Source organism: Pseudomonas kairouanensis (assembly GCF_004682055.1).
Taxonomy (GTDB): Bacteria; Pseudomonadota; Gammaproteobacteria; order Pseudomonadales; family Pseudomonadaceae; genus Aquipseudomonas; species Aquipseudomonas kairouanensis.
Genome location: NZ_QUZU01000010.1, coordinates 1 through 20,324, shown reverse-complemented (window position 1 = coordinate 20,324; position 20,324 = coordinate 1). Strand labels below are relative to the sequence as shown.

Sequence of the window (20,324 nt, the reverse complement as noted above, 5' to 3'; positions counted from 1 at the left end):
CCAGGATTGATCGATAGTGGGCTTTCCAACCTATCGGAGAGTTCATTGATGAAACCCCTGCAATTCAAAGACCTGCTCATCAGCTTCACTTGCGAGTTCCTGCCGCTGTGGAACGACAAGGGATCTGGCGCTCATCAAGCTGTCAGCATATGGCGGCCCAGCACCTCTTCCGACGCACTGGGCCAGTTCTTCCCATTGGGCGACACCGCCACCGACAGCTACCGCAATATCAACCGGCGCAAAATCGTGGCGGTTGTCAGTGATGCCAACAAGACGGACGGCACCGCATTGCGCTCACCGGATGACTATGAACTGGTCTGGAACGATGCCGATTCGGGGGCGCACACCGACTTCTCCGTCTGGCGACCACTGGCGCCTGAAGGCTACGTGGCGATGGGACTGGTGTGCGGCGTGGGCCATGAGAAACCTTCGCGCAACGCCGTGCGCTGCGTGCGCGCCGACCTGGTGACAACCAGCGCCCAGCCCGGCGAGCTGATCTGGAGCGACAAGGGCAGCGGTTCAACGCAGGATTTCAGCGCATGGTCAGTCACCCCGTTCGGCGCCGCCGCTGGCGAAATCCACCTGGCACCCGGCACGTTCATTGGCGAGGCCCGCTACACACGGCCCACCTCGCCAACTTATGCCCTGCGCCTGGCGCTGTCAGCGCAACTGCAAGAGCCCCTGCCCCCACCAGCCCTGACCGGCTACGGGCGCCCAGACGAGGCAATATCCGCCGCGACACCGCATGTGTGCCATTTGCCCTGGTTCAGTGTGAAAGATCCTGAGTTGAGTGCCATCGAGCAGTTGGAGCGTTCACCGATCTACCGCCTCGAACGCAGCGACCGCCATTTGTTCGCCGGCTTCGGCCACAACACCGACGTCACCAGCCAGCCTTTCATGTGGACCGCTACCAAGGGCGAAGCAGGGGAACATTCCTGGGCCTTGGCCACCATTTCCAACGTGGATTTGTGCAACGAATGGTCACCCAGAAGACGGGGCTTCGAGCTGAATTTTTCCGCACAACTGGAACAAGCTTTCACCCACACCCAACGTTCAGCCAAGGGCTGGATGCATGCCTCACCGCTGGAAATCATCACCTATGTCCCAGCCGGGAAGGCCGTCGCGGCGTACTTGATCCACAGTGAGTACCGCTTGCTACGCCAGGACGGCAGCCAGGTCTCGACCACCATCAGCTACACCAATGGCGACCATATTTATATGAGTGAATATCCCGGCGCCGAGCCGCAGGCCAACGAAGAGCCGGCAGTAGAACCGACGCTGGAACCGGTGCAAGAACCGGCGCTAGAGGTACCCAGCCATGATTCGGTCGACGACCCCCTCGCCCCGTAACTGATCGAGTGCCGCCTGCAGTTTGGCAACCACTTCATCCGGCACCTGCTTGTTGAGCGCCAGGTACAACTGGGCACTGTTGAAGCGCAGTACGGTCTTCAGGCCCGTCACGCCCACTTGGCGCGCCAAGTAGCGCCCGGCTGGATCGCCGGTGGCCCACAGGTCGATCTGGCCATCCAGCAGCTTTTGCGCGTTGTCCTGGTCACGAAGTACCACCACCGGGTTGAGGCCCTTTTTTTCCAGGGTCTCGGCGATGGCATCCCCCTTGTAGGCGCCGATCTTGTAGCGCCGTGCGTGCTCAAGGTCGGCGAGTTGGATCTTGCTGTCAGCCTTGGCCAGCAGCACCCAATCGTCCGGGCCGATGGGGCCGACCCATTTGAACAAGGCTTCGCGGTCCGGCAGGCGGGCCATCACGAACACGCCATAGCCGGGTTTTTCCAGGGCGAGTTTGTAGATCCGCTCCCAAGGGAAACGCAGGGTCAGGTTGTAGGAAATGCCGGCACGCTTGAAGGTCTCGCGCACGATGTCCACGGCGATGCCTTCGATGTTCTCTTCCTTGGCGAAGTTCTTGCCGTTTTTCGCCATGTTGTACGGCGGGAAGTTTTCCGTCAGCAACACCAGGGCGGTGTCTGTCGGTTCCTCGGCGTGGGCCGAACCCGCCAGAAGGATGGACGTGCTGGCGAGGGCGAGCAGAAGATCTTTGAACATGAAGGGCTACCGGAATCCATGGCAAGCGCAGAGAGTGCCGCGCACTTGCCATGGTGTCCAGCAGCGTTTAGCGAACGACGATACCGCGCGCCGCCATGTAGGCCTTGGCCTCGGGAACGGTGTATTCGCCAAAGTGGAAAATACTCGCCGCCAGCACCGCACTGGCGTGGCCTTCGGTCACACCGTCGGCCAGGTGCTGCAGGTTGCCGACGCCGCCGGAAGCGATCACCGGGATACCCAGGGCATCGCTGATGGCACGGGTCACGCCCAGGTCGAAGCCGTTTTTCATGCCGTCCTGGTCCATGCTGGTGAGCAGGATCTCACCGGCGCCCAGGCCTTCCATCTTCATCGCCCACTCCACCGCATCCAGGCCGGTAGGCTTGCGACCGCCGTGGGTGAAGATCTCCCAGCGCGGGGTTTCACCCGGGCCGGAAACCTTCTTGGCGTCGATGGCCACGACGATGCATTGCGAGCCAAAGTGCTGCGCCGCCTCGCCAACGAACTCCGGGTTGAACACCGCCGCGGTATTGATCGAGACCTTGTCCGCACCGGCATTGAGCAGGTTGCGGATGTCTTGCACGGTGCGCACCCCACCGCCCACGGTCAGCGGGATAAACACCTGGCTGGCCATGCGCTCGACGGTATGCAAGGTGGTATCGCGGCCATCGACGCTGGCGGTGATGTCGAGAAAGGTAATCTCGTCGGCACCTTGCTCATCGTAGCGACGGGCGATTTCCACCGGGTCGCCGGCGTCGCGGATGTTCTCGAACTTGACGCCCTTGACCACGCGACCGTTGTCGACGTCCAGGCAAGGGATGATGCGTTTGGCCAGCGCCATGGTCAGTCCTCAGCCGTTGTAGGCGTCGCAGTAAGCCTGGGCTTCGGCGACGTCCAGGGTACCTTCGTAGATCGCACGGCCGGTGATGGCGCCGATGATGCCAGGGGCACGGGCGTCCAGCAGCGACTTGATGTCGCCCAGGTTGTGGATACCGCCCGAAGCGATCACCGGGATCTTGGTCGCGGCGGCCAGCGCAGCAGTGAACGGCACGTTGCAGCCCTGCATCATGCCGTCTTTGGCGATGTCGGTATAAACGATGGCAGACACGCCGTCAGCTTCGAACTGCTTGGCCAGGTCGATCACCTGAACGGTGCTGATTTCAGCCCAGCCGTCGGTGGCGACAAAACCGTCCTTGGCATCCAGGCCAACAATGACTTTGCCAGGGAACGCGCGGCAGGCCTCGGCAACGAACGCCGGATCTTTCACGGCCTTGGTGCCGATGATCACGTAGCTCACGCCAGCCTTGACGTAGTGCTCGATGGTTTCCAGGGAACGGATGCCGCCACCGATCTGGATCGGCAGGTTCGGGTAGCGCTTGGCGATGGCAGTGACCACTTCGCCGTTGACCGGCTGGCCTTCGAAGGCGCCGTTCAAGTCCACCAGATGCAGGCGACGGCAGCCTCCTTCTACCCATTTGGCAGCCATGCTCACCGGGTCATCGGAGAATACGGTGGAGTCTTCCATGCGGCCTTGGCGCAGACGTACGCAGGCGCCGTCCTTGAGATCGATAGCGGGGATAATCAGCATCTGGCAAACCTTATTCGATATTCAGCAATGCTTGGGAAATCAGGGTTTCTCAAGCGACCACAAGTCGCTTTCGATGCTTTCGAACCTTTCTTTAAGGAGCGTCTGCGTATCGAAAATCGCCTTGTTGTAATAGTGCGGAGCCACTTCGGTAGTGAACAGTTCGAGGATCTCGGCGACCTCGAACGAACCCAGCTTGAGCTCGAAGCGATCTTCCATGAACCGCTTGATCTTGAGGGTCGCCTCACTCTCCTGCTCGGGAGTGAGGTTCAAGAGCGGCAACTTCGGCTTCTTGGCCATTTACCAGCGCCCATCCCAGGCGGCGAAGTTCTGCAGCAATTGCAGGCCATGGGTATGGCTCTTCTCCGGGTGGAACTGCACGGCAAAGCGCGAACCTTCGGCCAGCGCGGCGGCGAAATCGACGCCATAGTGCCCGCCACCCACCACCTGGCGCGGGTTACCGGCGGCGATGTAGTAGCTGTGCACAAAGTAGAAACGCGCCAGGTCTGGAATGTCGTGCCACAGCGGGTGATCCACCGTCTGGCTGACTTGGTTCCAACCCATGTGCGGCACTTTCAGGTGGGCGCCGTCTTCATGCAGGTCCTTGCCGAAGAACTTCACCTGGCCTGGGAACAGGCCGATGCAGTCGACGCCGTCGTTCTCTTCACTGCGATCGAGCAAGGCTTGCATGCCCACGCAGATGCCGAGGAACGGACGGTCCTGGCTGACTTCGCGCACCAGGCTGTCAAAGCCCAGGCGACGGATTTCGGCCATGCAATCGCGAATCGCGCCAACACCGGGGAATACCACTCGGTCAGCTTCGCGAATCACCTTGGCATCGCTGGTGATCAGCACCTTGCCGGCACCTACGTGTTCGAGGGCCTTGGCCACCGAGTGCAGGTTACCCATGCCGTAATCGATAACCGCGACCGTCTGCATTACAGAACGCCCTTGGTCGAGGGCATTTGCCCGGCCATGCGGTCATCGAGCTCCACGGCCATGCGCAGGGCGCGGCCGAAAGCCTTGAACACGGTTTCGATCTGGTGGTGGGTGTTGGTGCCGCGCAGGTTGTCGATGTGCAGGCTGACCAGTGCGTGGTTGACGAAACCCTGGAAGAATTCCTGGAACAGGTCAACGTCGAAGCCGCCCACGGTGGCACGGGTGTAGGGCACATGCATCTGCAGGCCTGGGCGGCCGGAGAAGTCGATGACCACACGCGACAACGCTTCGTCCAGCGGGACATAGGCGTGGCCGTAACGGCGGATGCCTTTTTTGTCGCCGATGGCCTTGGCAAAGGCCTGGCCGAGGGTGATACCGACGTCTTCCACCGTATGGTGGTCGTCGATATGCAGGTCGCCTTTGCTGACGATATCCAGGTCGATCAGCCCGTGACGGGCGATCTGGTCCAGCATGTGCTCAAGAAAAGGTACACCGATATCAAATCGGGCCTTTCCGGTGCCATCCAGGTTGATCGAGGCTTTGATCTGGGTTTCCAGAGTGTCGCGCTCGACGGACGCCTTACGTTCGGCCATCACCAGCTCCGCAAAATCATTGGGCGAAAAAGGCAGCCATTATAGGGGCGCGGGCGCCAAACAGAAACATCGGAGGGGATAAGACTGATGGAGTGTCGGGGATAGACATGTGCATACAAGCAGGTGCTCCAGGATGGTGCACCTGCCTGCATTCAACTTAGTGGAACAGTACCGCCGTCTTCTGCAGGGTCACCCACACACCCCACGCCAACGGAATACCCACCACCAACCAGGCCGCAATGGCCAATGGCACAGTACCGCTAGCCGCTTTCCACTCCAGGGAAGTGGTGGCGTCTGCGCCCTTGTCATGACCCAGCGCCTGTTCGGCAGCCAGTTCGGCGTCGGTCATGAAGTACTTGTCGGCCACCGGGCGGACCAGCATGTTGCAGATAAAGCCCAGCACCAAGAGGCCCGCGAGGATATACAACGTGATGTCGTAAGCCGCAGCGCGTTCCACGCCGATGCTCAGCTGATACTCACGCAGGTAGTTCACCAGCACCGGACCCAGCACACCCGCCGCCGCCCAGGCAGTCAGCAGGCGACCATGGATCGCACCGACCATCTGCGTACCGAACAGGTCGGCCAGGTAAGCAGGCACGGTGGCAAAACCACCGCCGTACATCGACAGGATGATGCAGAACGCCGCCACGAACAGCGCCACGTTACCCAGGTGACCCAGATTCGGGATCAGCGCATACAGGGCAAAGCCCAAGGCGAAAAACACGAAGTAGGTGTTTTTACGGCCCAGGTAGTCAGAGAACGACGCCCAGAAGAACCGGCCGCCGATGTTGAACAGGCTCAACAAACCAGTGAAGCCCGCCGCGATCGCCGCGATAGAGGCCAGTTGACCCGCATCCAGCTGACCAAACGGCACATCCACGCCCAGCAGCTTGCCGCCGAACACTTCCTGCAGCAGGGGCGAAGCCATGCCGAGGATGCCGATACCGGCGGATACGTTCAGGCACAGCACCAGCCACACCAGGCGAAATTGCGGGGTTTTCCACGCCACGTTCACATGCACGTGACGGTGGGTGATCATCGAATTGCTGGCTTTTTTTGCCGGCGCGGTCCAGCCCTCAGGCTTCCAGCCGGTTGGCGGGACGCGGTAGGACAGTGCGCCGCCGATCATGAACACGAAGTAGATCGCAGCCATTACCAGGAAGCTCTGCCATACACCAACGCTGTCAGGCGTTGCGAAGTGGCCCATCAAGGCAGCTGCCAACGGAGCACCCACCATCGCGCCGCCGCCAAAGCCCATGATCGCCATGCCCGTGGCCATGCCGCGCTTGTCCGGGAACCACTTGATCAGCGTGGACACCGGCGAGATATAGCCCAGGCCCAGGCCGATACCGCCAATGACCCCGGAGCCGATCCACATCAGCCAGATCTGGTGGGTATAGATACCCAGCGCCGAGATCAACAGGCCGCCACACCAGCACAGCGCCGAAACAACGCCAGCCTTGCGTGGCCCGGCATGTTCCAGCCAGCCGCCCCAGATCGCTGCCGAACAGCCCAGGAAAATGAAGAACAGGGTGTAGATCCAGCCCAGCATGGAGATGGGCCAGTCGCATTGGGACGAGAAGACTTGCGCGATAAAGCTCATATCCGGCGCACAGGCCACCGGCTTGGTGATCCCCAGTGCCTTGGACAGCGGCAGCCAGAACACCGAGAAACCGTAGGCCATGCCGATGCACAGGTGGATGGCCAGGGCGGCCGGTGGAACCAGCCAGCGGTTGAAGCCGGGCTTGGCGATGATGCGCTCCTTGGACAGGAACGCAGGCTGTGCGGCAGTTGAAGCTGCCGCAGTGCTAGTGCTCATTGGTGTTTCCCCCAGTTGTTAGTATGTGTCCGTCAGGCGCTCTCTCCCTCGGCCTTGCACGCAGAGCGTTGGCCGTTGTCTTGAGTAAAGCTCCATTTAAGCGCGACGCTATGTCGCAGAAGGCAGACGAACCCGCGCAGATTAGCACCTGTGGATGACAGAAAAATCAAACTGATATCACCTTTTTGCGGATATCTGCTTTTTCTGACGCCAAATTCCCGTTTTGCGGGGCCGGGATACAATGTAACGATCTGCGAACTGACGTACGGTGACGGGCGTTATACTCTGCGACCCCATTTTTAAATCGACATACAAGGACTCGCCCATGAAAGCGTTCGGCAAAATCCTGGGTCTGGTACTTCTCGGGCTGTTGCTGATCATTGTGGCTCTGGGCTTTGCCCTGACCCATCTCTTCGATCCCAACGACTATAAAGACGAGATTCGCCAGATTGCCCGCGACAAGGCCCACATCGAGCTGACGCTCAATGGCGATATCGGCTGGAGCCTGTTCCCCTGGCTGGGCCTTGAACTGCACGAAGCCAGCGTGGCGACCCTGACCAACCCGACCCAACCGTTCGCCGACCTGCAGATGCTCGGCTTGTCGGTACGCGTGCTGCCGCTGCTGCGTCGTGAAGTGCAAATGAGCGACGTACGCGTCGAAGGCCTGAACCTGCGCCTGAACCGCGACAAGCAAGGCCACGGCAACTGGGAAGACATCGGCAAGAACGTCAGCCAGACCACGGCTGGCACGCCCGCACCGGTTGAGACGCCCGCCGAGGAGCCTGAAAAACCGTCCAAGCCCATCCGCCTGGATATCGACAGCCTGACCGTCAACAACGCCCGTGTTGAATACAACGACGAGCAGACCGGCAAACAGTTCAGCGCCGAGAGCATCCAGCTGAGCGCGGGCGCCGTGCACGAAGGCGCCAGCATTCCGGTGAAACTCACTGCTTTCTTCGGCAGCAACCAGCCGGTGATGCGCATCAAGACCGAGCTCAACGGCAACCTGCGCATCCAGCGCGCGCTCAAGCGCTACCAGTTCGAAGACATGAAGATCTCCGGCGAGGCCACGGGCGAGCCGCTGCAAGGCAAGACCGTTACGTTCTCAACCCAAGGCCAGTTGCTGCTGGACCAGGCGGCGAACATCGCCGAATGGACCAACCTGAAGCTCTCGGCCAACCAACTGCGCGCCCTGGGCGAACTGAAGCTCAACAACCTGGACAAGACCCCGCAATTGAGCGGCGCCCTGTCCATCGCCCAGTTTGACCTGGCCAAGTTCCTCGACAGCGTCGGCCACCCACTGCCACCGATGGCCGAGGGCAGCCTGAGCAAGGTCGAACTGGTCAGCCGCCTGACCGGCACACCCACCAGCCTGGCTCTGGAAGACCTGAACCTGAAACTTGACGGCAGCACCTTCACCGGTCGCCTGGCCGTGGATGATTTCGCCAAGCAGTCCCTGCGCGTCCAGCTCAAGGGCGACACCTTCAACGCCGACAACTACCTGCCGGCCAAGTCCGAATCCGCCAAGGGCGCAGCGGCCGCACGCCAGGCCGAAGTGCAAAGCAGCGAAGCCGGGGCCATGGCCGCCGGGGGCACCACCCCACTGCCGGATGCGCCCACCAAGGGCGCCTGGAGCACCGACAAGCTGCTCCCAGTGGCGCGCCTGCGCACGCTGGACGTCAACGCCGACCTGTCCTTCGGCCAACTGACCTTGAGCAAACTGCCAATCCAGAACGCCGCGCTGAAAGCCTCGGGCGTCGATGGGCAGCTCAAGCTCGACACCCTCAGCGGCGGCCTCTACAACGGCACCTTCCAGGCCAACGGCAGCCTTGATGTACGCCAGGACATTCCAGTGCTCGCGCTGCAAAGCCAGATCAAGCAAGTGCCGGTCGAACGCATCCTGCAAGCCCAGGGGCAAACGCCGCCGATCAAAGGCCAGGTCACCCTCGACAGCAACCTCAGCGGCCGAGGCAACAGCCAGAAGGCCCTGATCGACAGCCTCAACGGCACCGCCAGCTTTGTGATCAACAACGGCGTGCTGCTCAACGCCAACCTTGAGCAACAGCTGTGCACCGGTATCGCCTTGCTCAACCGCAAGACCCTGAGCACTACGCCGCAGGGCAAGGACACGCCGTTCCAGGAACTGAAGGGCAACCTGACGTTCCGCAATGGCGTCGCCAGCAACCCCGACCTGAAAGTGCGCATCCCCGGCCTGACGGTCAATGGCAACGGTGACGTCGACCTGCGCGTACTGGGCATGGACTACCGCGTGGGCATCATTGTCGAAGGCGACCAGCGCGACGTACCGGACCCGGCCTGCCAGGTGGGCTCCAACTTCCAGAACATCGAAGTGCCGTTGCGCTGCCGTGGCCCGCTGGAACTGGGCGCCAAGGCTTGCCGCCTGGACAAGGACGGTTTGAGCCAGGTGGCCATCAAGGCCGCTGGCAACAAGCTCAGCGAGAAGCTGGAAGAGAAGCTCGACAAGGTCAACCCACAGCTCAAAGACGCTTTGAAAGGCCTGTTCAAACGATGAGAAACGAGCAGTTTTCAACGGCGGTGCTGGACTGGTACGACCGCCACGGCCGCCATGACTTGCCTTGGCAACAGGGCATCACGCCTTATCGGGTGTGGGTTTCGGAGATCATGCTGCAACAGACCCAGGTGAGCACCGTGCTCAATTACTTCGACCGGTTCATGGCCTCGCTGCCGACGGTCGAAGCCCTGGCCGCGGCGCCTGAAGATGAAGTGCTGCACTTGTGGACCGGCCTGGGTTATTACACTCGGGCGCGCAACCTGCAGAAGACCGCAAAGATTGTCGTGGCTGAATACGGCGGCGAGTTTCCCAAGGATGTGGAGAAACTCACGGACCTGCCTGGCATCGGCCTGTCCACCGCCGGCGCCATCGCCAGCCTGAGCATGGGCCTGCGCGCACCGATCCTTGATGGCAACGTCAAGCGCGTGCTGGCGCGCTTTACCGCCCAGGAGGGCTACCCAGGCGAGCCGAAGGTGGCCAAACAGCTGTGGGCCACCGCAGAGCGCTTCACGCCCCACGATCGCGTCAACGCCTACACCCAGGCAATGATGGACATGGGCGCCACCCTCTGCACCCGCAGCAAGCCCAGTTGCTTGCTGTGCCCGCTGGAAAAAGGCTGCGAAGCCCACATGCTCGGCCTGGAAACGCGCTATCCGATCCCCAAGCCGCGCAAGACCATCCCCCAGAAACGCACACTGATGCCGATGCTCGCCAATGCCGAGGGCGCGATCCTGCTTTACCGTCGCCCCTCCACGGGCTTGTGGGGCGGCCTGTGGAGCTTGCCGGAACTGGACGACCTGCAAGACCTGGAACACCTCGCCCACCAGCACTCACTGGAACTGGGCAAGCAACAGGAACTGCCAGGGCTGGTCCACACCTTCAGCCATTTCCAACTGGCCATCGAACCCTGGCTGGTCCAGGTCGAGGAATCGGCCCATCACGTGGCCGAGGCCGACTGGCTCTGGTATAACCTCGCCACCCCGCCGCGCCTGGGCCTTGCCGCCCCGGTCAAGAAACTGCTGAAGCGCGCGGCCGATGTATTGAACGCAGGAGTGTCGTCATGACCCGCACCGTAATGTGCCGCAAGTACAAAGAAGAATTGCCAGCCCTGGAGCGCCCTCCCTACCCAGGTGCCAAGGGCCAGGACATCTACGACCACGTCTCTGCCAAAGCCTGGGCCGACTGGCTGAAACACCAAACCCTGCTGATCAATGAAAAACGTCTGAACATGATGAACGCCGAAGATCGTAAATACCTGGCGGGCGAGATGGACAAGTTCTTTTCCGGCGAGGATTACGCCAAGGCCGACGGCTACGTGCCACCTGCTCAATAATTGATCAAAAACCGGGGTCTGCTCGTAAGCGACGGTAATAATTAAATATTTTTTGAAAACTTGCTTGACGACCCCCTGAAAAACCCGTTTAATGCGCCCCGTTGCCCAGATAGCTCAGTCGGTAGAGCAGGGGATTGAAAATCCCCGTGTCGGCGGTTCGATTCCGTCTCTGGGCACCACTCATTAGTTTTAGGTGGTGCCAGCACCATCTGAAACACACAAGAAACCCGCCTAGTGCGGGTTTTTTGCTTTCTGTGGTTTCCCACCGACTCCTTGCATACGAATAGATTCCTGAGCAGACCCAGCTCAGCCTAGAAGTCTGCTCACCCCAGGTCGGCAATACGCCCGCCCGGCACACCCTTTAAGGACTCTGCGCGCCACTCTCAGAGACCAATCGAAGGAAAGCTATATCGACCGACCAACGCCAACGACTTATGCCTGGAAATGACCCTGACCGACTCAAATGACATCCAGCACAATAGGGCCAAGGTACTGAGCATAAAGCTCAAAGCTTAGTGAGTAATCAAATGGCTGGGTGGACTTGGGACTGATTGTAGTTTGCTGCTAACATCCAAGGACTGGGATTTTATCCACTAGTGATGCGGGATGGCAGAGGCACGAAATGCTTTCTTCTAAGGAATATATATCGCTTGAAGCCGTCTGCACTTCAATCAAAGCAGACCGCCCAGCACTGCTAGAGGGGCTTGCTCACTTACTGCTAGGGGCAGTAGATACCGGATCTCAGTTCAACCAGGCCACTATTTGCGTGATCAAGAACGGTAAACCAAACCCTGATATTGCCCTCACATATCAGGACATTGGCGAATACCTAATGGCAGCAACGGGCAAGCACGTCCCAGCGCTACTTCATACCGCAAACGGCGCAGTCGAATCCAGCCGAGTTCTTGTCGAGAGGCGCTGGATATCTCGCCAGCTCTCAGTCGTACTGGAGTCAGTTGCCATCAGCTCTGCCCTAACAGAGCCAGCAGCAAACCAAATACTCTCAGTCGTCCAGGCGGTCAATTCGGATCGAGCCGCTAGCTGGATTGATCAACCTGCACCGATGAGCGCAGATGGCTACAAAAGGCTTCGAAAATGGCTCACGCATCAGAATGATCAGAGAAAGGCGAATGAGTCAGCCAGCAAGCTCACCATTGAGCTGCAAGTAGCATTAGCTCGAGCTGAAAAAGCTGAGACTATCGCACTCGCCAAAAATGCCGAAGTAACCGTCCTAGAATCTAGAGATAGGCTGAGCATGATGGAGCTTTCCGCGAAAGAGCGAACCATCCAGTCCCAAAGATTAGAAATCCAAAAGTTACAAGAAAGGTTAGAGGTTTCTAGCGAAAAAACCGAGGGGCCACGCCGTCAACCAGCTAAAGAGCGCGCGATTCTGGCGGTGCATGAAATGGCAGCACAGCTATGGGCATCGCCAGACTTCAAGGATTACCGTATCGGCGATATGGCTGACTTTATAAAAATTCACATGATTGCCAATGAGCCCGAGCATGCAGGTGCAATGCCCGAGCTAACTTCTACTGTTGTGAAGTGGCTGAAGCAAATGACCGGAATCCCCGATGGGGCGAGTCGTCCCGGTCGTCCTCCAAACTCTAAAAATTAATCTCGCCACAAAACTTATAACTAGTTTAAAAATAGCCACCTAATTTTCTGTGGATAAAGCCCCTTCTAGCATTGCCATCGTCGACTACCAACAACGCCACATGAGGCACAGACGATGGCAATTCAAGCCCACACCACTCGCATACCAGAGCAGACCGGTCCCGCAGATGAACAATCTCATGGGCGAACTCACCAAGGCATTGCGCTCTGCTACCTAAGCGGAAACCCGCTGGCAGAGGTGGCAGCATGAACATAATTATGCTGACCCAGATTGGTAGCGAGTTGCGGGTTGACAGCCGGCAACTGGTCAACCTGCTGGGCAATCAACACAAGAGCTCACTGACACTGATTGAACGCCACTCCGAAAAATTCAAAGAGTTCGGCTTGCTCGCATTTGAAACAGAGGCAAGGCCCGCCGGTCGATATGAACGCGGCAGTGTGCGCTTCGCCCTACTGAACGAGGACCAGGCGTTTTTTCTGCTGGCGCTGTTTCGCAATACTGATCGAGTAGTAGAGCTTAAGTACGATCTGATCATGGCATTCCGCAAAGCGCGGTATGACCACACGTGCCAATCATTGGAAGCTCGCAAGAGGGAGGCCAGCAACAGCGGTCGTCGCCTCGCCCACTGGCGCTATGACAAACCAGGCATGCACCAACAAGTCATCCACCTTAGGGAGCAACTAAAGCTACCGCTTGGCCTATAAGGCACCAGCCCATGAACATCACGCTGATGGCAACCACTACACCCGCCTCAAGGTCAGGAAGGGCATTAAGACCGGATGCAGTTAAATTTCAGATGCTTTTCACTTATCTGACATTCAATTTTGAGATAGTGTTGGGCCCAATCAGGTCCTCAACGCCCATTTTACGGGCGCTTGAGCGCAATTTTTTGAGATAATCAAAAACCAATCTTGAGATATTCCCCAATATGGCCGAGTTTCTTCACCACGATCTGGAGCTTTTGAACCCCTCGTTCGACTCAGGCCTGGTTGACGTACTGGGCGAACTGGAACATCTGAGGCGCCTGCAATTGGGTGGCGACACACCGCCCGCCGTGTTTTTCCAACTCAAAGACCTGTTCCACACACTGGAAAGCCTAGGCTCCGCCCGCATTGAGGGCAATCACACCACGCTGGCCGATTACATCGAAAGCAAAGTTGACGGGACAGCCGAGGGTTCCGATCAGCTACGAGAGATCGCGAACATCGAAAAGGCCATGGACTACGTTGAAGGCATTATCCAGCCAGGCTCAGACCTTACCGAATTTGCCATTCGCGAAATTCACGCAATAACCGTTCAAGGGCTTCAGCGCGAAGGTGATCGGACGCCCGGCGCCTACCGAGAAGCAGGTGTACGCATAGCCCAGTCAGACCACCTCCCCCCGGATCCCGTGATGGTGCCGGGATACATGCAAGAACTGGTCACCTTCGTCAATAAGCCGGATGCCCCCAAATACGATTTGATGAAGGTTGCCCTGGCTCATCACCGATTTGGCTGGATTCACCCCTTTGGCAACGGCAACGGCCGTGTCGTACGCCTTCTTACGTATGCACTATTGATGAAATACGGCTTCAATGTCAGCACAGGCGGCCGAGTACTCAACCCCACCGCTGTGTTCTGTATTGATCGAGAAAAATATTACGAGATGCTGTCCACCGCAGACACGGGCACCAAAGAAGGCCTTGAAGCCTGGTGCACCTATGTCCTCGCAGGCATCAGGGATGAACTGGAGAAGGTCAGCAGACTGACCGATTTCGGGTATCTGACCAAACACATCCTTGCCCCAACGGTTGCACTGGCAAAAGATCGCGAATGGATCACGCCGCTGGAGGAAAAAATCCTTATCACGGCCATTCAACTGAAAGTCGTCAAAGCTGGCGATATCGCCGACGCCCTTCCAATGCTGTCCGCCCCACAAAGAACCTACCAGATAAAAAAACTGGTGGATCAAGGCATGCTGCTCCCTATCAACCCAGGCGCACGGCAGTACACCATTGGCTTCTCAAACAACTACTTGATCAGAGGCGTAATCAAATCTCTGCGCGACGAGGGCTTCATCCCAGAGCAACTGGATCAACCCTAGACTGCAGTTTTTCATCTGAGCAAAAACACCATCAACGGATTGTCATTCAACCGCCCCTCAAAATCCGGTACCTGACTCTCCAGCGGTGTTGCGCGCAACAGTGCCGCCTCCTTGCGCGCCACAATCACCCATGCCGGACGCGGCAGCGTACTCAATCGCCCAAGCTGGTCACTGCCAACAAATACCGGCTGCTCGTCGTGATCCAGGTTCATCATGTAGCGCACCGCCCAGGTGTCTCGCCCCAGATCGATGAACACCAATGGCCCAGGCTGCGTGGCACGCAGCGCCTCGACCTGAGCGACAAAGGTTCGAGTATCGAATTGCAGGTCCTTGGCTGGTTCCACCACCGTTACCAGCAACAACCACTGCACGATCAATGCGATCAGGCTGAGCCACACCAACCGCCCCGCACGTCGCCAGGCAATCAAAGCCGCCATTTGCAGCACCAGCAACACGCCAATCAAAAGTGGCAGCGAAACATCCGGCCAGTCACCGTGCTTTTGCCACCCCTGCCGGCACACAAGCACTACAACCACGCACAACGCCGGCAGCGCCACGACAAGCCCTTCGTAGCATCGACGCACACCAGCGAGCCAGCCTTGCGCCTGGAGCAGCCCATAGGCGGCCACAGCAGCAAACATCGGCACCATCGGCAGAATGTAATAAGCGCGCTTGAAATGCGGTATCGACAACCCGAGCAGAATCATCAGGCCGCAAGCGCCCAGCCGCGCCACCGTTTGCATATCACCCGCATACCGCTCAGACCACCGATGACGCAGGGCGATCATCGCCGCCAATGCCAACGGCACCACCGGAAAATAGCGGTACAGGCTTAATTGAAAGTAGAAATAGAACGGCTCGCCCGTTTCATCCAGGCGCCCACCGACTTGCATCTTGAACACTTCGTCAGCGAACGCGTCACCACCGCTGATGCGCGCCAGCTTCACCAGCAGCCACCAGCAGGCCGCCAGCAATATCAAACCGACGATACCGTGGAGCAACACCTGCTTGACCCGCTCACCGGGCTTACCGAGCGCCCAATACACGCACACCACGCCGCAGACCTCGATCAACCCCAGCGGCCCGCGTATCGCAAAACCCAGGATGAACACTGGGAACACCGCCAACCGCCTCCAGCGCCCACCACTGTGCAGCAGGTAGAAGCTGCCTACGCAAAGCAACGCCACCATCTGATCCAGGCATACCGAGCGAGACTTTTCGAGCAACTGGGTGGTGAGCAGGGTCAACAACACCGTGAGTAACGCCCACTGGCGACTGGACGGCACCAGCAAGCGATAGATCAGCGCAACCACCCCGGCGGACGCCAAGGCGGTGGGCAGCACATTGGCCAAATGATTGGGCGCGCCAAACAGCCGGGCGAATACGTAACTTAAGAAAGTGGCGGTGCCAGGGTAGTCCGCGTAAGGCTGGCCGTAAGTTGTCGGGAAAAGACTCGCGCCATGGCGAAACATTTCCTGCAGGAACAACGCCCAGCGTCCGTCAAAGCCTTGTGGCTGCTGATCCCAGATACCCAGGGTGAACAACAGCAAGGCGAACAGGAAAATCCCTAGGGACTCAAGGCGAAAACGGTTGCGGTGATCCATCGGTTGACCTGTCAGGTGAAGGGCGCCGACCTATGGTGCCGACCCCCCTGCTGAATAGCGCCTGAACAGACACACACTTACCGACGCGCGGGCCACACCAACGCTGGGATCAGGCGGATGTAGACCAATTCACCCACCAACTCGATCAAGGTTTGCAGGATCACCACCGTCGCCGCCAACCCGCGCACATCCTCGGGCAGGGCCAGCGCCAAGGGCAACACAACCAACGAGTTACGCGTCGATGCACTGAACGTCACCGCCCGCGCCGCCATCGCCGGCAGCGAGAACAACCGCGAGGCCAGCATCCCCAACAGCGGCGCCAGCAGCAGGAAGCCCACATACACCGGGATCACCGGCAACAGCAGGTCGATATCGCGCACCACCGACGTGATCTGCGAAGCGATCACCACCCACAACACCAGCGCCATGGCCGGTACCGGAAGCCAGGCCCAGGCAGCATTCCAGGCACTGACCACATTTGAGCGCTTCGCCAGTGCAGTGGTCAGGACCGCCAGCACCATCGGCACCACGATCAACAGCAAGAACGCCTCGACAAACGGCCCCGCCTGCACCACCACCTCAGACTGCGCGCCCAACATCAACCCCAGGTACACCGGCAGCAGCGCCAACTGCAACAGCAACAGCACCGGCGTCGCCGCCAGCATCGACCGCGAGTCGCCTTTACCGATATGGGTAAACACCACCACGTAATCGATACACGGCGTCAGCAACACCAACAACGCCCCCACCAGCAACGCCGGGCGCTCTACCAGGCCACGAGTCAACGCCCACACCAGCACGGGCACCAGAATGAAGTTGGCCAACAACAGTGCTGACAAGAAGCGCCTGTTAGCCAGGCTACTGCGCAACTCAAGAAACGGGATTTGCAGGAACATCGCATACATCAGCACGGCGATGGCGGGGGTGATCAGGACATTGAGGCCGTGCGCCAAAGAAGGTGCGAACAAACCGAAGGTAGCGGCCAGGAGGACGGCGACGAAGTAGAGGGGGATCTGGTTGTGTTCGAGGGTGTCGCGGGTCATCGAAACGCTCTCGCTGGTCGTAAAGCAGCAAGCGTATGCATCTACTGTCGCAAGGTCGAGGGTTACAGCAAGTTACTGAGCTATGTTGACCACCGTGAGCGCACCCTCCGGCCAATTAATGCCAGACACCCTTGGGATTTCCCCCAACCTGCGCTTCAATAGCCCACTCTGAACCCTAGGACGTCACACCCATGGCCTCGCCAAACAAGCAGCAAAAACGCGCCCAACGGGCAAAGACCAAGGCCAAGCAGAACCGTACCCAACGCGCCGTTGCTACCAAGCCGGATGCATTTGCCGGCGATGACAGCCGTATCGACCTTGAGTCGGTGGATTTGATCGACCTGTTTATCGAGATGCGCACTGCCGGCGAGACCAGTCAGCAGGCGCTATGCGCCGTGTTCCTGGCACACCCGCTGTTGGCGTTGGTACTGGAGCAGGAAGGTGAAGAGGAGGCCACCAACTTTATCTTTGCGGTGTTGATCGAGTACCACCAGTGGGCCACCGATACCGACGATGAAGCCGAGGCGCTGGCGTGGATCGAATCGCCGCAGTTTCAGGCTGATTACGTTGCAGCGTCCCAAGCACTGGCCAATTCCCCAGACTGACCACCAGACCAAATGTGGGAGGGGGCTTGCCCCCGATTGCAGTATGCCAGCCAGCCCATCTGGTCCTGATACACCGCCATCGGGGGCAAGCCCCCTCCCACATTTTTGAACGCATTCCGTCAGCTAGTTACTACGGCGCCCATTTTTTGCGCCTTGCGGCGGCTCGATACAAGCAGCCCCGCCGCCACCACCAGCAAGCTCAGCACGCCCGTCGCGATGATCTCCACGCGGTGCGCTTCCTGGAACAGCATGATGGTCAGCGTACCGACGATAAACACCATCACCGCGTAGGTCAGGCCTGGGAACAGCCACATCTTGAAGACGATCTTCTCGCCTGCCGCCGTGCGTTTCTGGCGCATGCGCAGTTGCGACACCGCGATCACCAGGTACACCAGCAACGCAATGGCGCCAGAGCTGGCCAACAGGAATTCAAACACTGCGGCCGGAGCCACATAGTTGGCGAATACCGCCAGGAACGCCGCGCCGGTAGACAGCATCACCGCCCAGTAAGGCGTGCCGCTCTTGTTGGTGCGCTTGGCCACGGCCGGTGCATCACCGCGACGGCCCAGGGAAAACAGCATACGCGAGGCGGTGTACAGCGCCGAGTTCAGGCAGCTGGTCACGGCAACCAATACCACCAGGTCGACGATCAGCTTGGCATTCGGGATGCCCATGCGTTCCAGCACGGTCTGGTAGGAACCTACCGCGGCCAGGGTTGGATCGTTCCATGGCACCAGCGACACCACGATGAAGATCGACAGCAGGTAGAACAAGCCAATCCGCCAGATCACCGAGTTGGTGGCCTTGGTGATTTGCTGGCCTGGGTTCTTCGATTCAGCGGCAGCGATGGTGACGATCTCGGTGCCCATGAACGAGAACATGGTGGTCAGGATCGCCGCCAGCACCGCGCCCATGCCGTTGGGCATAAAGCCTTGAGTGTCGAACAGGTGGGACACACCGCTGACCTGGCTGGTGGGCAGGAAGCCGAAAATCGCGGCCAGGCCGAGGATCACGAAGCCTACGATCGCCACAACCTTGATCAACGCAAACCAGAACTCGAACTCGCCGTAGTTCTTCACGCTGAACAGGTTGGTCGCGGTCAGCAACAGCGTGATCACCAGGGTAAACGCCCAGATCGCAATGTCAGGGAACCAGGCGTGCAGGATGGTCGCCGCGGCGTTGGCCTCCAAAGGGATTACCAAGACCCAGAACCACCAGTACAACCACCCGATGGTGAAACCCGCCCAGTGACCGATCGCACGGTCGGCGTAGGTGGAAAATGAACCGGTATCCGGCGACGCCACGGCCATTTCGGCCAACATGCGCATCACCAGTACCACCAGCGTGCCCGCAGCGGCGTAGGCCAGCAGTACGGCCGGCCCGGCGGCAGCAATCGCGTGGCCGGAGCCAACAAATAAACCGGCACCAATAACGCCGGCAATCGAGAGCATGGTGACGTGACGCGGTTTGAGCCCCTGTTCGAGGTCATTGGAGCTTTGCGTACTACTCATTGACACACCTTTGCGAGGAATTGCGAAAACGGTTCGCCCGGTCTGCGTTCTCTCTCGTGAAAAGAAACCAACAGGGCGTTCTTTATTTTTTACGCAATATTTGCGCCAAATTGTTACAAGCCCGTAATTGACGCGGGCTGTAGGACAATTCAACACCCCTCGCAACTCATTGAGAACACTGAAATTCCGCTATAGCGTTACCGTGCGACTCACTTGCAAACCAAAAAGCGCACCAAAAACACACACAAAAAGTACGTGACGCTCCATAAAAGGGCTGATACGCACCGTTTGCCCGATTGACCCTTCCAACCCCCGGCCAAAGCTGGCACCATCGCGCCCTTTTTTACGCGAAGCCTGCGGTTTTTCGGGTTTAAACGGTTGTTCGGTTGTTGATGGCGCGACACGCTGCTGTGCCGATGCGACACCCTGCCGCACACCGCCCGCTTACCGCCCGCCGCGCTGTTGGCTGCCATATAAACGCTATGCTAGCTTGGCGCCTCGCCAGGAAGGCGGCCCAACAGCGACGAACGCAACGAACACAACGAGGACCCCCCATGGCCGAGGCCGCGCCCGCGCTTGAAATCCGCAACTTGCATAAACGCTATGGTGATCTGGAGGTACTCAAAGGTATCTCGCTGACCGCTCGCGACGGCGATGTGATCTCGATCCTGGGTTCCTCCGGTTCCGGCAAGTCCACGTTCCTGCGCTGCATCAACCTGCTGGAAAACCCGCACCAGGGCCAGATCCTGGTAGCCGGCGAAGAACTCAAGCTCAAGGCCGCCAAGAACGGTGAGCTGATGGCCGCCGACGGCAAGCAGATCAACCGCTTGCGCAGCGAAATCGGTTTTGTGTTTCAAAACTTTAACCTGTGGCCGCACATGAGCATCCTCGACAACATCATCGAGGCCCCGCGCCGCGTGCTCGGCCAGAGCAAGGCCGAAGCCATCGAAGTGGCCGAAGCCCTGCTGGCCAAGGTTGGTATCGCCGACAAGCGCCACGCCTA

The 20,324-nt window shown here is 59.2% G+C and carries 19 protein-coding genes and 1 tRNA gene; 10 read left to right on the top strand and 10 right to left on the bottom strand.

The features are described 5' to 3' along the window. Positions 1–48 precede the first annotated feature (48 nt). Positions 49–1,350 carry a Vps62-related protein gene (locus tag DYL59_RS10470; protein ID WP_135289123.1) on the top strand — a complete coding sequence of 434 codons (1,302 nt, stop codon included), beginning with the start codon at positions 49–51 and terminating at the stop codon, positions 1,348–1,350. Here DYL59_RS10470 and DYL59_RS10465 read toward each other — a convergent pair. The 7 genes from DYL59_RS10465 to DYL59_RS10435 form a co-directional block, all read right to left on the bottom strand. Further along, positions 1,303–2,058 (bottom strand): substrate-binding periplasmic protein, encoded by a 756-nt coding sequence (locus DYL59_RS10465; protein WP_135289122.1) that lies wholly within the window; start codon positions 2,056–2,058, stop codon positions 1,303–1,305. The genes DYL59_RS10470 and DYL59_RS10465 overlap by 48 nt on opposite strands. A gap of 67 nt (positions 2,059–2,125) precedes the next feature. Further along, positions 2,126–2,896 (bottom strand): imidazole glycerol phosphate synthase subunit HisF, encoded by a 771-nt coding sequence (gene hisF, locus DYL59_RS10460; protein WP_016972251.1) that lies wholly within the window; start codon positions 2,894–2,896, stop codon positions 2,126–2,128. A 9-nt stretch (positions 2,897–2,905) separates the two neighbouring features. After that, entirely contained in the window at positions 2,906–3,643 is a 738-nt protein-coding gene (gene hisA, locus DYL59_RS10455) for a 1-(5-phosphoribosyl)-5-[(5-phosphoribosylamino)methylideneamino]imidazole-4-carboxamide isomerase (protein ID WP_057008570.1), read from the bottom strand. A 39-nt stretch (positions 3,644–3,682) separates the two neighbouring features. Continuing rightward, positions 3,683–3,940 (bottom strand): DUF2164 domain-containing protein, encoded by a 258-nt coding sequence (locus tag DYL59_RS10450; protein WP_135289121.1) that lies wholly within the window; start codon positions 3,938–3,940, stop codon positions 3,683–3,685. Then, positions 3,941–4,579 carry an imidazole glycerol phosphate synthase subunit HisH gene (hisH, locus tag DYL59_RS10445; protein ID WP_135289120.1) on the bottom strand — a complete coding sequence of 213 codons (639 nt, stop codon included), beginning with the start codon at positions 4,577–4,579 and terminating at the stop codon, positions 3,941–3,943. Continuing rightward, positions 4,579–5,172 (bottom strand): imidazoleglycerol-phosphate dehydratase HisB, encoded by a 594-nt coding sequence (gene hisB, locus DYL59_RS10440; protein WP_003218037.1) that lies wholly within the window; start codon positions 5,170–5,172, stop codon positions 4,579–4,581. Before hisB ends, hisH begins: the two co-directional genes overlap by 1 nt. A 157-nt stretch (positions 5,173–5,329) precedes the next feature. After that, the gene (locus DYL59_RS10435) at positions 5,330–6,991 is read right to left on the bottom strand and encodes an OFA family MFS transporter (RefSeq protein WP_135289119.1); all 1,662 of its coding nucleotides are present in this window, start codon (positions 6,989–6,991) and stop codon (positions 5,330–5,332) included. Positions 6,992–7,316: 325 nt separating this feature from the next. Here DYL59_RS10435 and DYL59_RS10430 point away from each other — a divergent pair, with 325 nt between their 5' ends. The 7 genes from DYL59_RS10430 to DYL59_RS10400 all read left to right on the top strand — a co-directional run bounded on the left by DYL59_RS10430 (position 7,317) and on the right by DYL59_RS10400 (position 14,558). Next, positions 7,317–9,524, top strand: a complete 2,208-nt coding sequence (locus tag DYL59_RS10430) for an AsmA family protein (protein WP_135289117.1) — start codon at positions 7,317–7,319, stop codon at positions 9,522–9,524. After that, on the top strand, positions 9,521–10,588 hold the full coding sequence (mutY, locus tag DYL59_RS10425) for an A/G-specific adenine glycosylase (protein WP_135289116.1): 1,068 nt from the start codon (positions 9,521–9,523) through the stop codon (positions 10,586–10,588). The genes DYL59_RS10430 and mutY overlap by 4 nt, the downstream gene beginning before the upstream one ends. Then, entirely contained in the window at positions 10,585–10,857 is a 273-nt protein-coding gene (locus tag DYL59_RS10420; RefSeq protein ID WP_135289115.1) for an oxidative damage protection protein, read from the top strand. Before mutY ends, DYL59_RS10420 begins: the two co-directional genes overlap by 4 nt. 103 nt (positions 10,858–10,960) lie before the next feature. Further along, positions 10,961–11,036 (top strand) — tRNA-Phe (locus DYL59_RS10415). Positions 11,037–11,479: 443 nt separating this feature from the next. Further along, the gene (locus tag DYL59_RS10410) at positions 11,480–12,475 is read left to right on the top strand and encodes a hypothetical protein (protein WP_135289114.1); all 996 of its coding nucleotides are present in this window, start codon (positions 11,480–11,482) and stop codon (positions 12,473–12,475) included. A 257-nt stretch (positions 12,476–12,732) separates the two neighbouring features. Further along, a complete protein-coding gene (locus tag DYL59_RS10405) occupies positions 12,733–13,179 on the top strand; it encodes a Rha family transcriptional regulator (RefSeq protein ID WP_238340658.1) in 447 nt (148 codons plus the stop codon). 224 nt (positions 13,180–13,403) lie between these two features. After that, positions 13,404–14,558 (top strand): Fic family protein, encoded by a 1,155-nt coding sequence (locus tag DYL59_RS10400; RefSeq protein ID WP_135289112.1) that lies wholly within the window; start codon positions 13,404–13,406, stop codon positions 14,556–14,558. Between the two features lie 11 nt (positions 14,559–14,569). Here the strand turns inward: DYL59_RS10400 and DYL59_RS10395 are convergent, their stop codons facing one another. Beyond that, positions 14,570–16,162: an ArnT family glycosyltransferase gene (locus DYL59_RS10395; protein WP_135289111.1), complete on the bottom strand. Its 1,593-nt coding sequence runs from the start codon at positions 16,160–16,162 to the stop codon at positions 14,570–14,572. Positions 16,163–16,239: 77 nt separating this feature from the next. Further along, entirely contained in the window at positions 16,240–17,205 is a 966-nt protein-coding gene (locus DYL59_RS10390; RefSeq protein WP_135289110.1) for an arsenic resistance protein, read from the bottom strand. Between the two features lie 191 nt (positions 17,206–17,396). Here DYL59_RS10390 and DYL59_RS10385 point away from each other — a divergent pair, with 191 nt between their 5' ends. Then, positions 17,397–17,810 carry a hypothetical protein gene (locus tag DYL59_RS10385; RefSeq protein WP_135289109.1) on the top strand — a complete coding sequence of 138 codons (414 nt, stop codon included), beginning with the start codon at positions 17,397–17,399 and terminating at the stop codon, positions 17,808–17,810. 119 nt (positions 17,811–17,929) lie between these two features. Here DYL59_RS10385 and gabP read toward each other — a convergent pair whose 3' ends face one another. Beyond that, on the bottom strand, positions 17,930–19,321 hold the full coding sequence (gene gabP / locus DYL59_RS10380) for a GABA permease (protein WP_135289108.1): 1,392 nt from the start codon (positions 19,319–19,321) through the stop codon (positions 17,930–17,932). Positions 19,322–19,875: 554 nt separating this feature from the next. On the opposite strand from gabP, the gene DYL59_RS10375 reads away from it, so the two are divergent. Then, a partial coding sequence (locus DYL59_RS10375) for an ATP-binding cassette domain-containing protein (RefSeq protein ID WP_135289107.1) occupies positions 19,876–20,324 on the top strand: 449 nt, incomplete at its 3' end.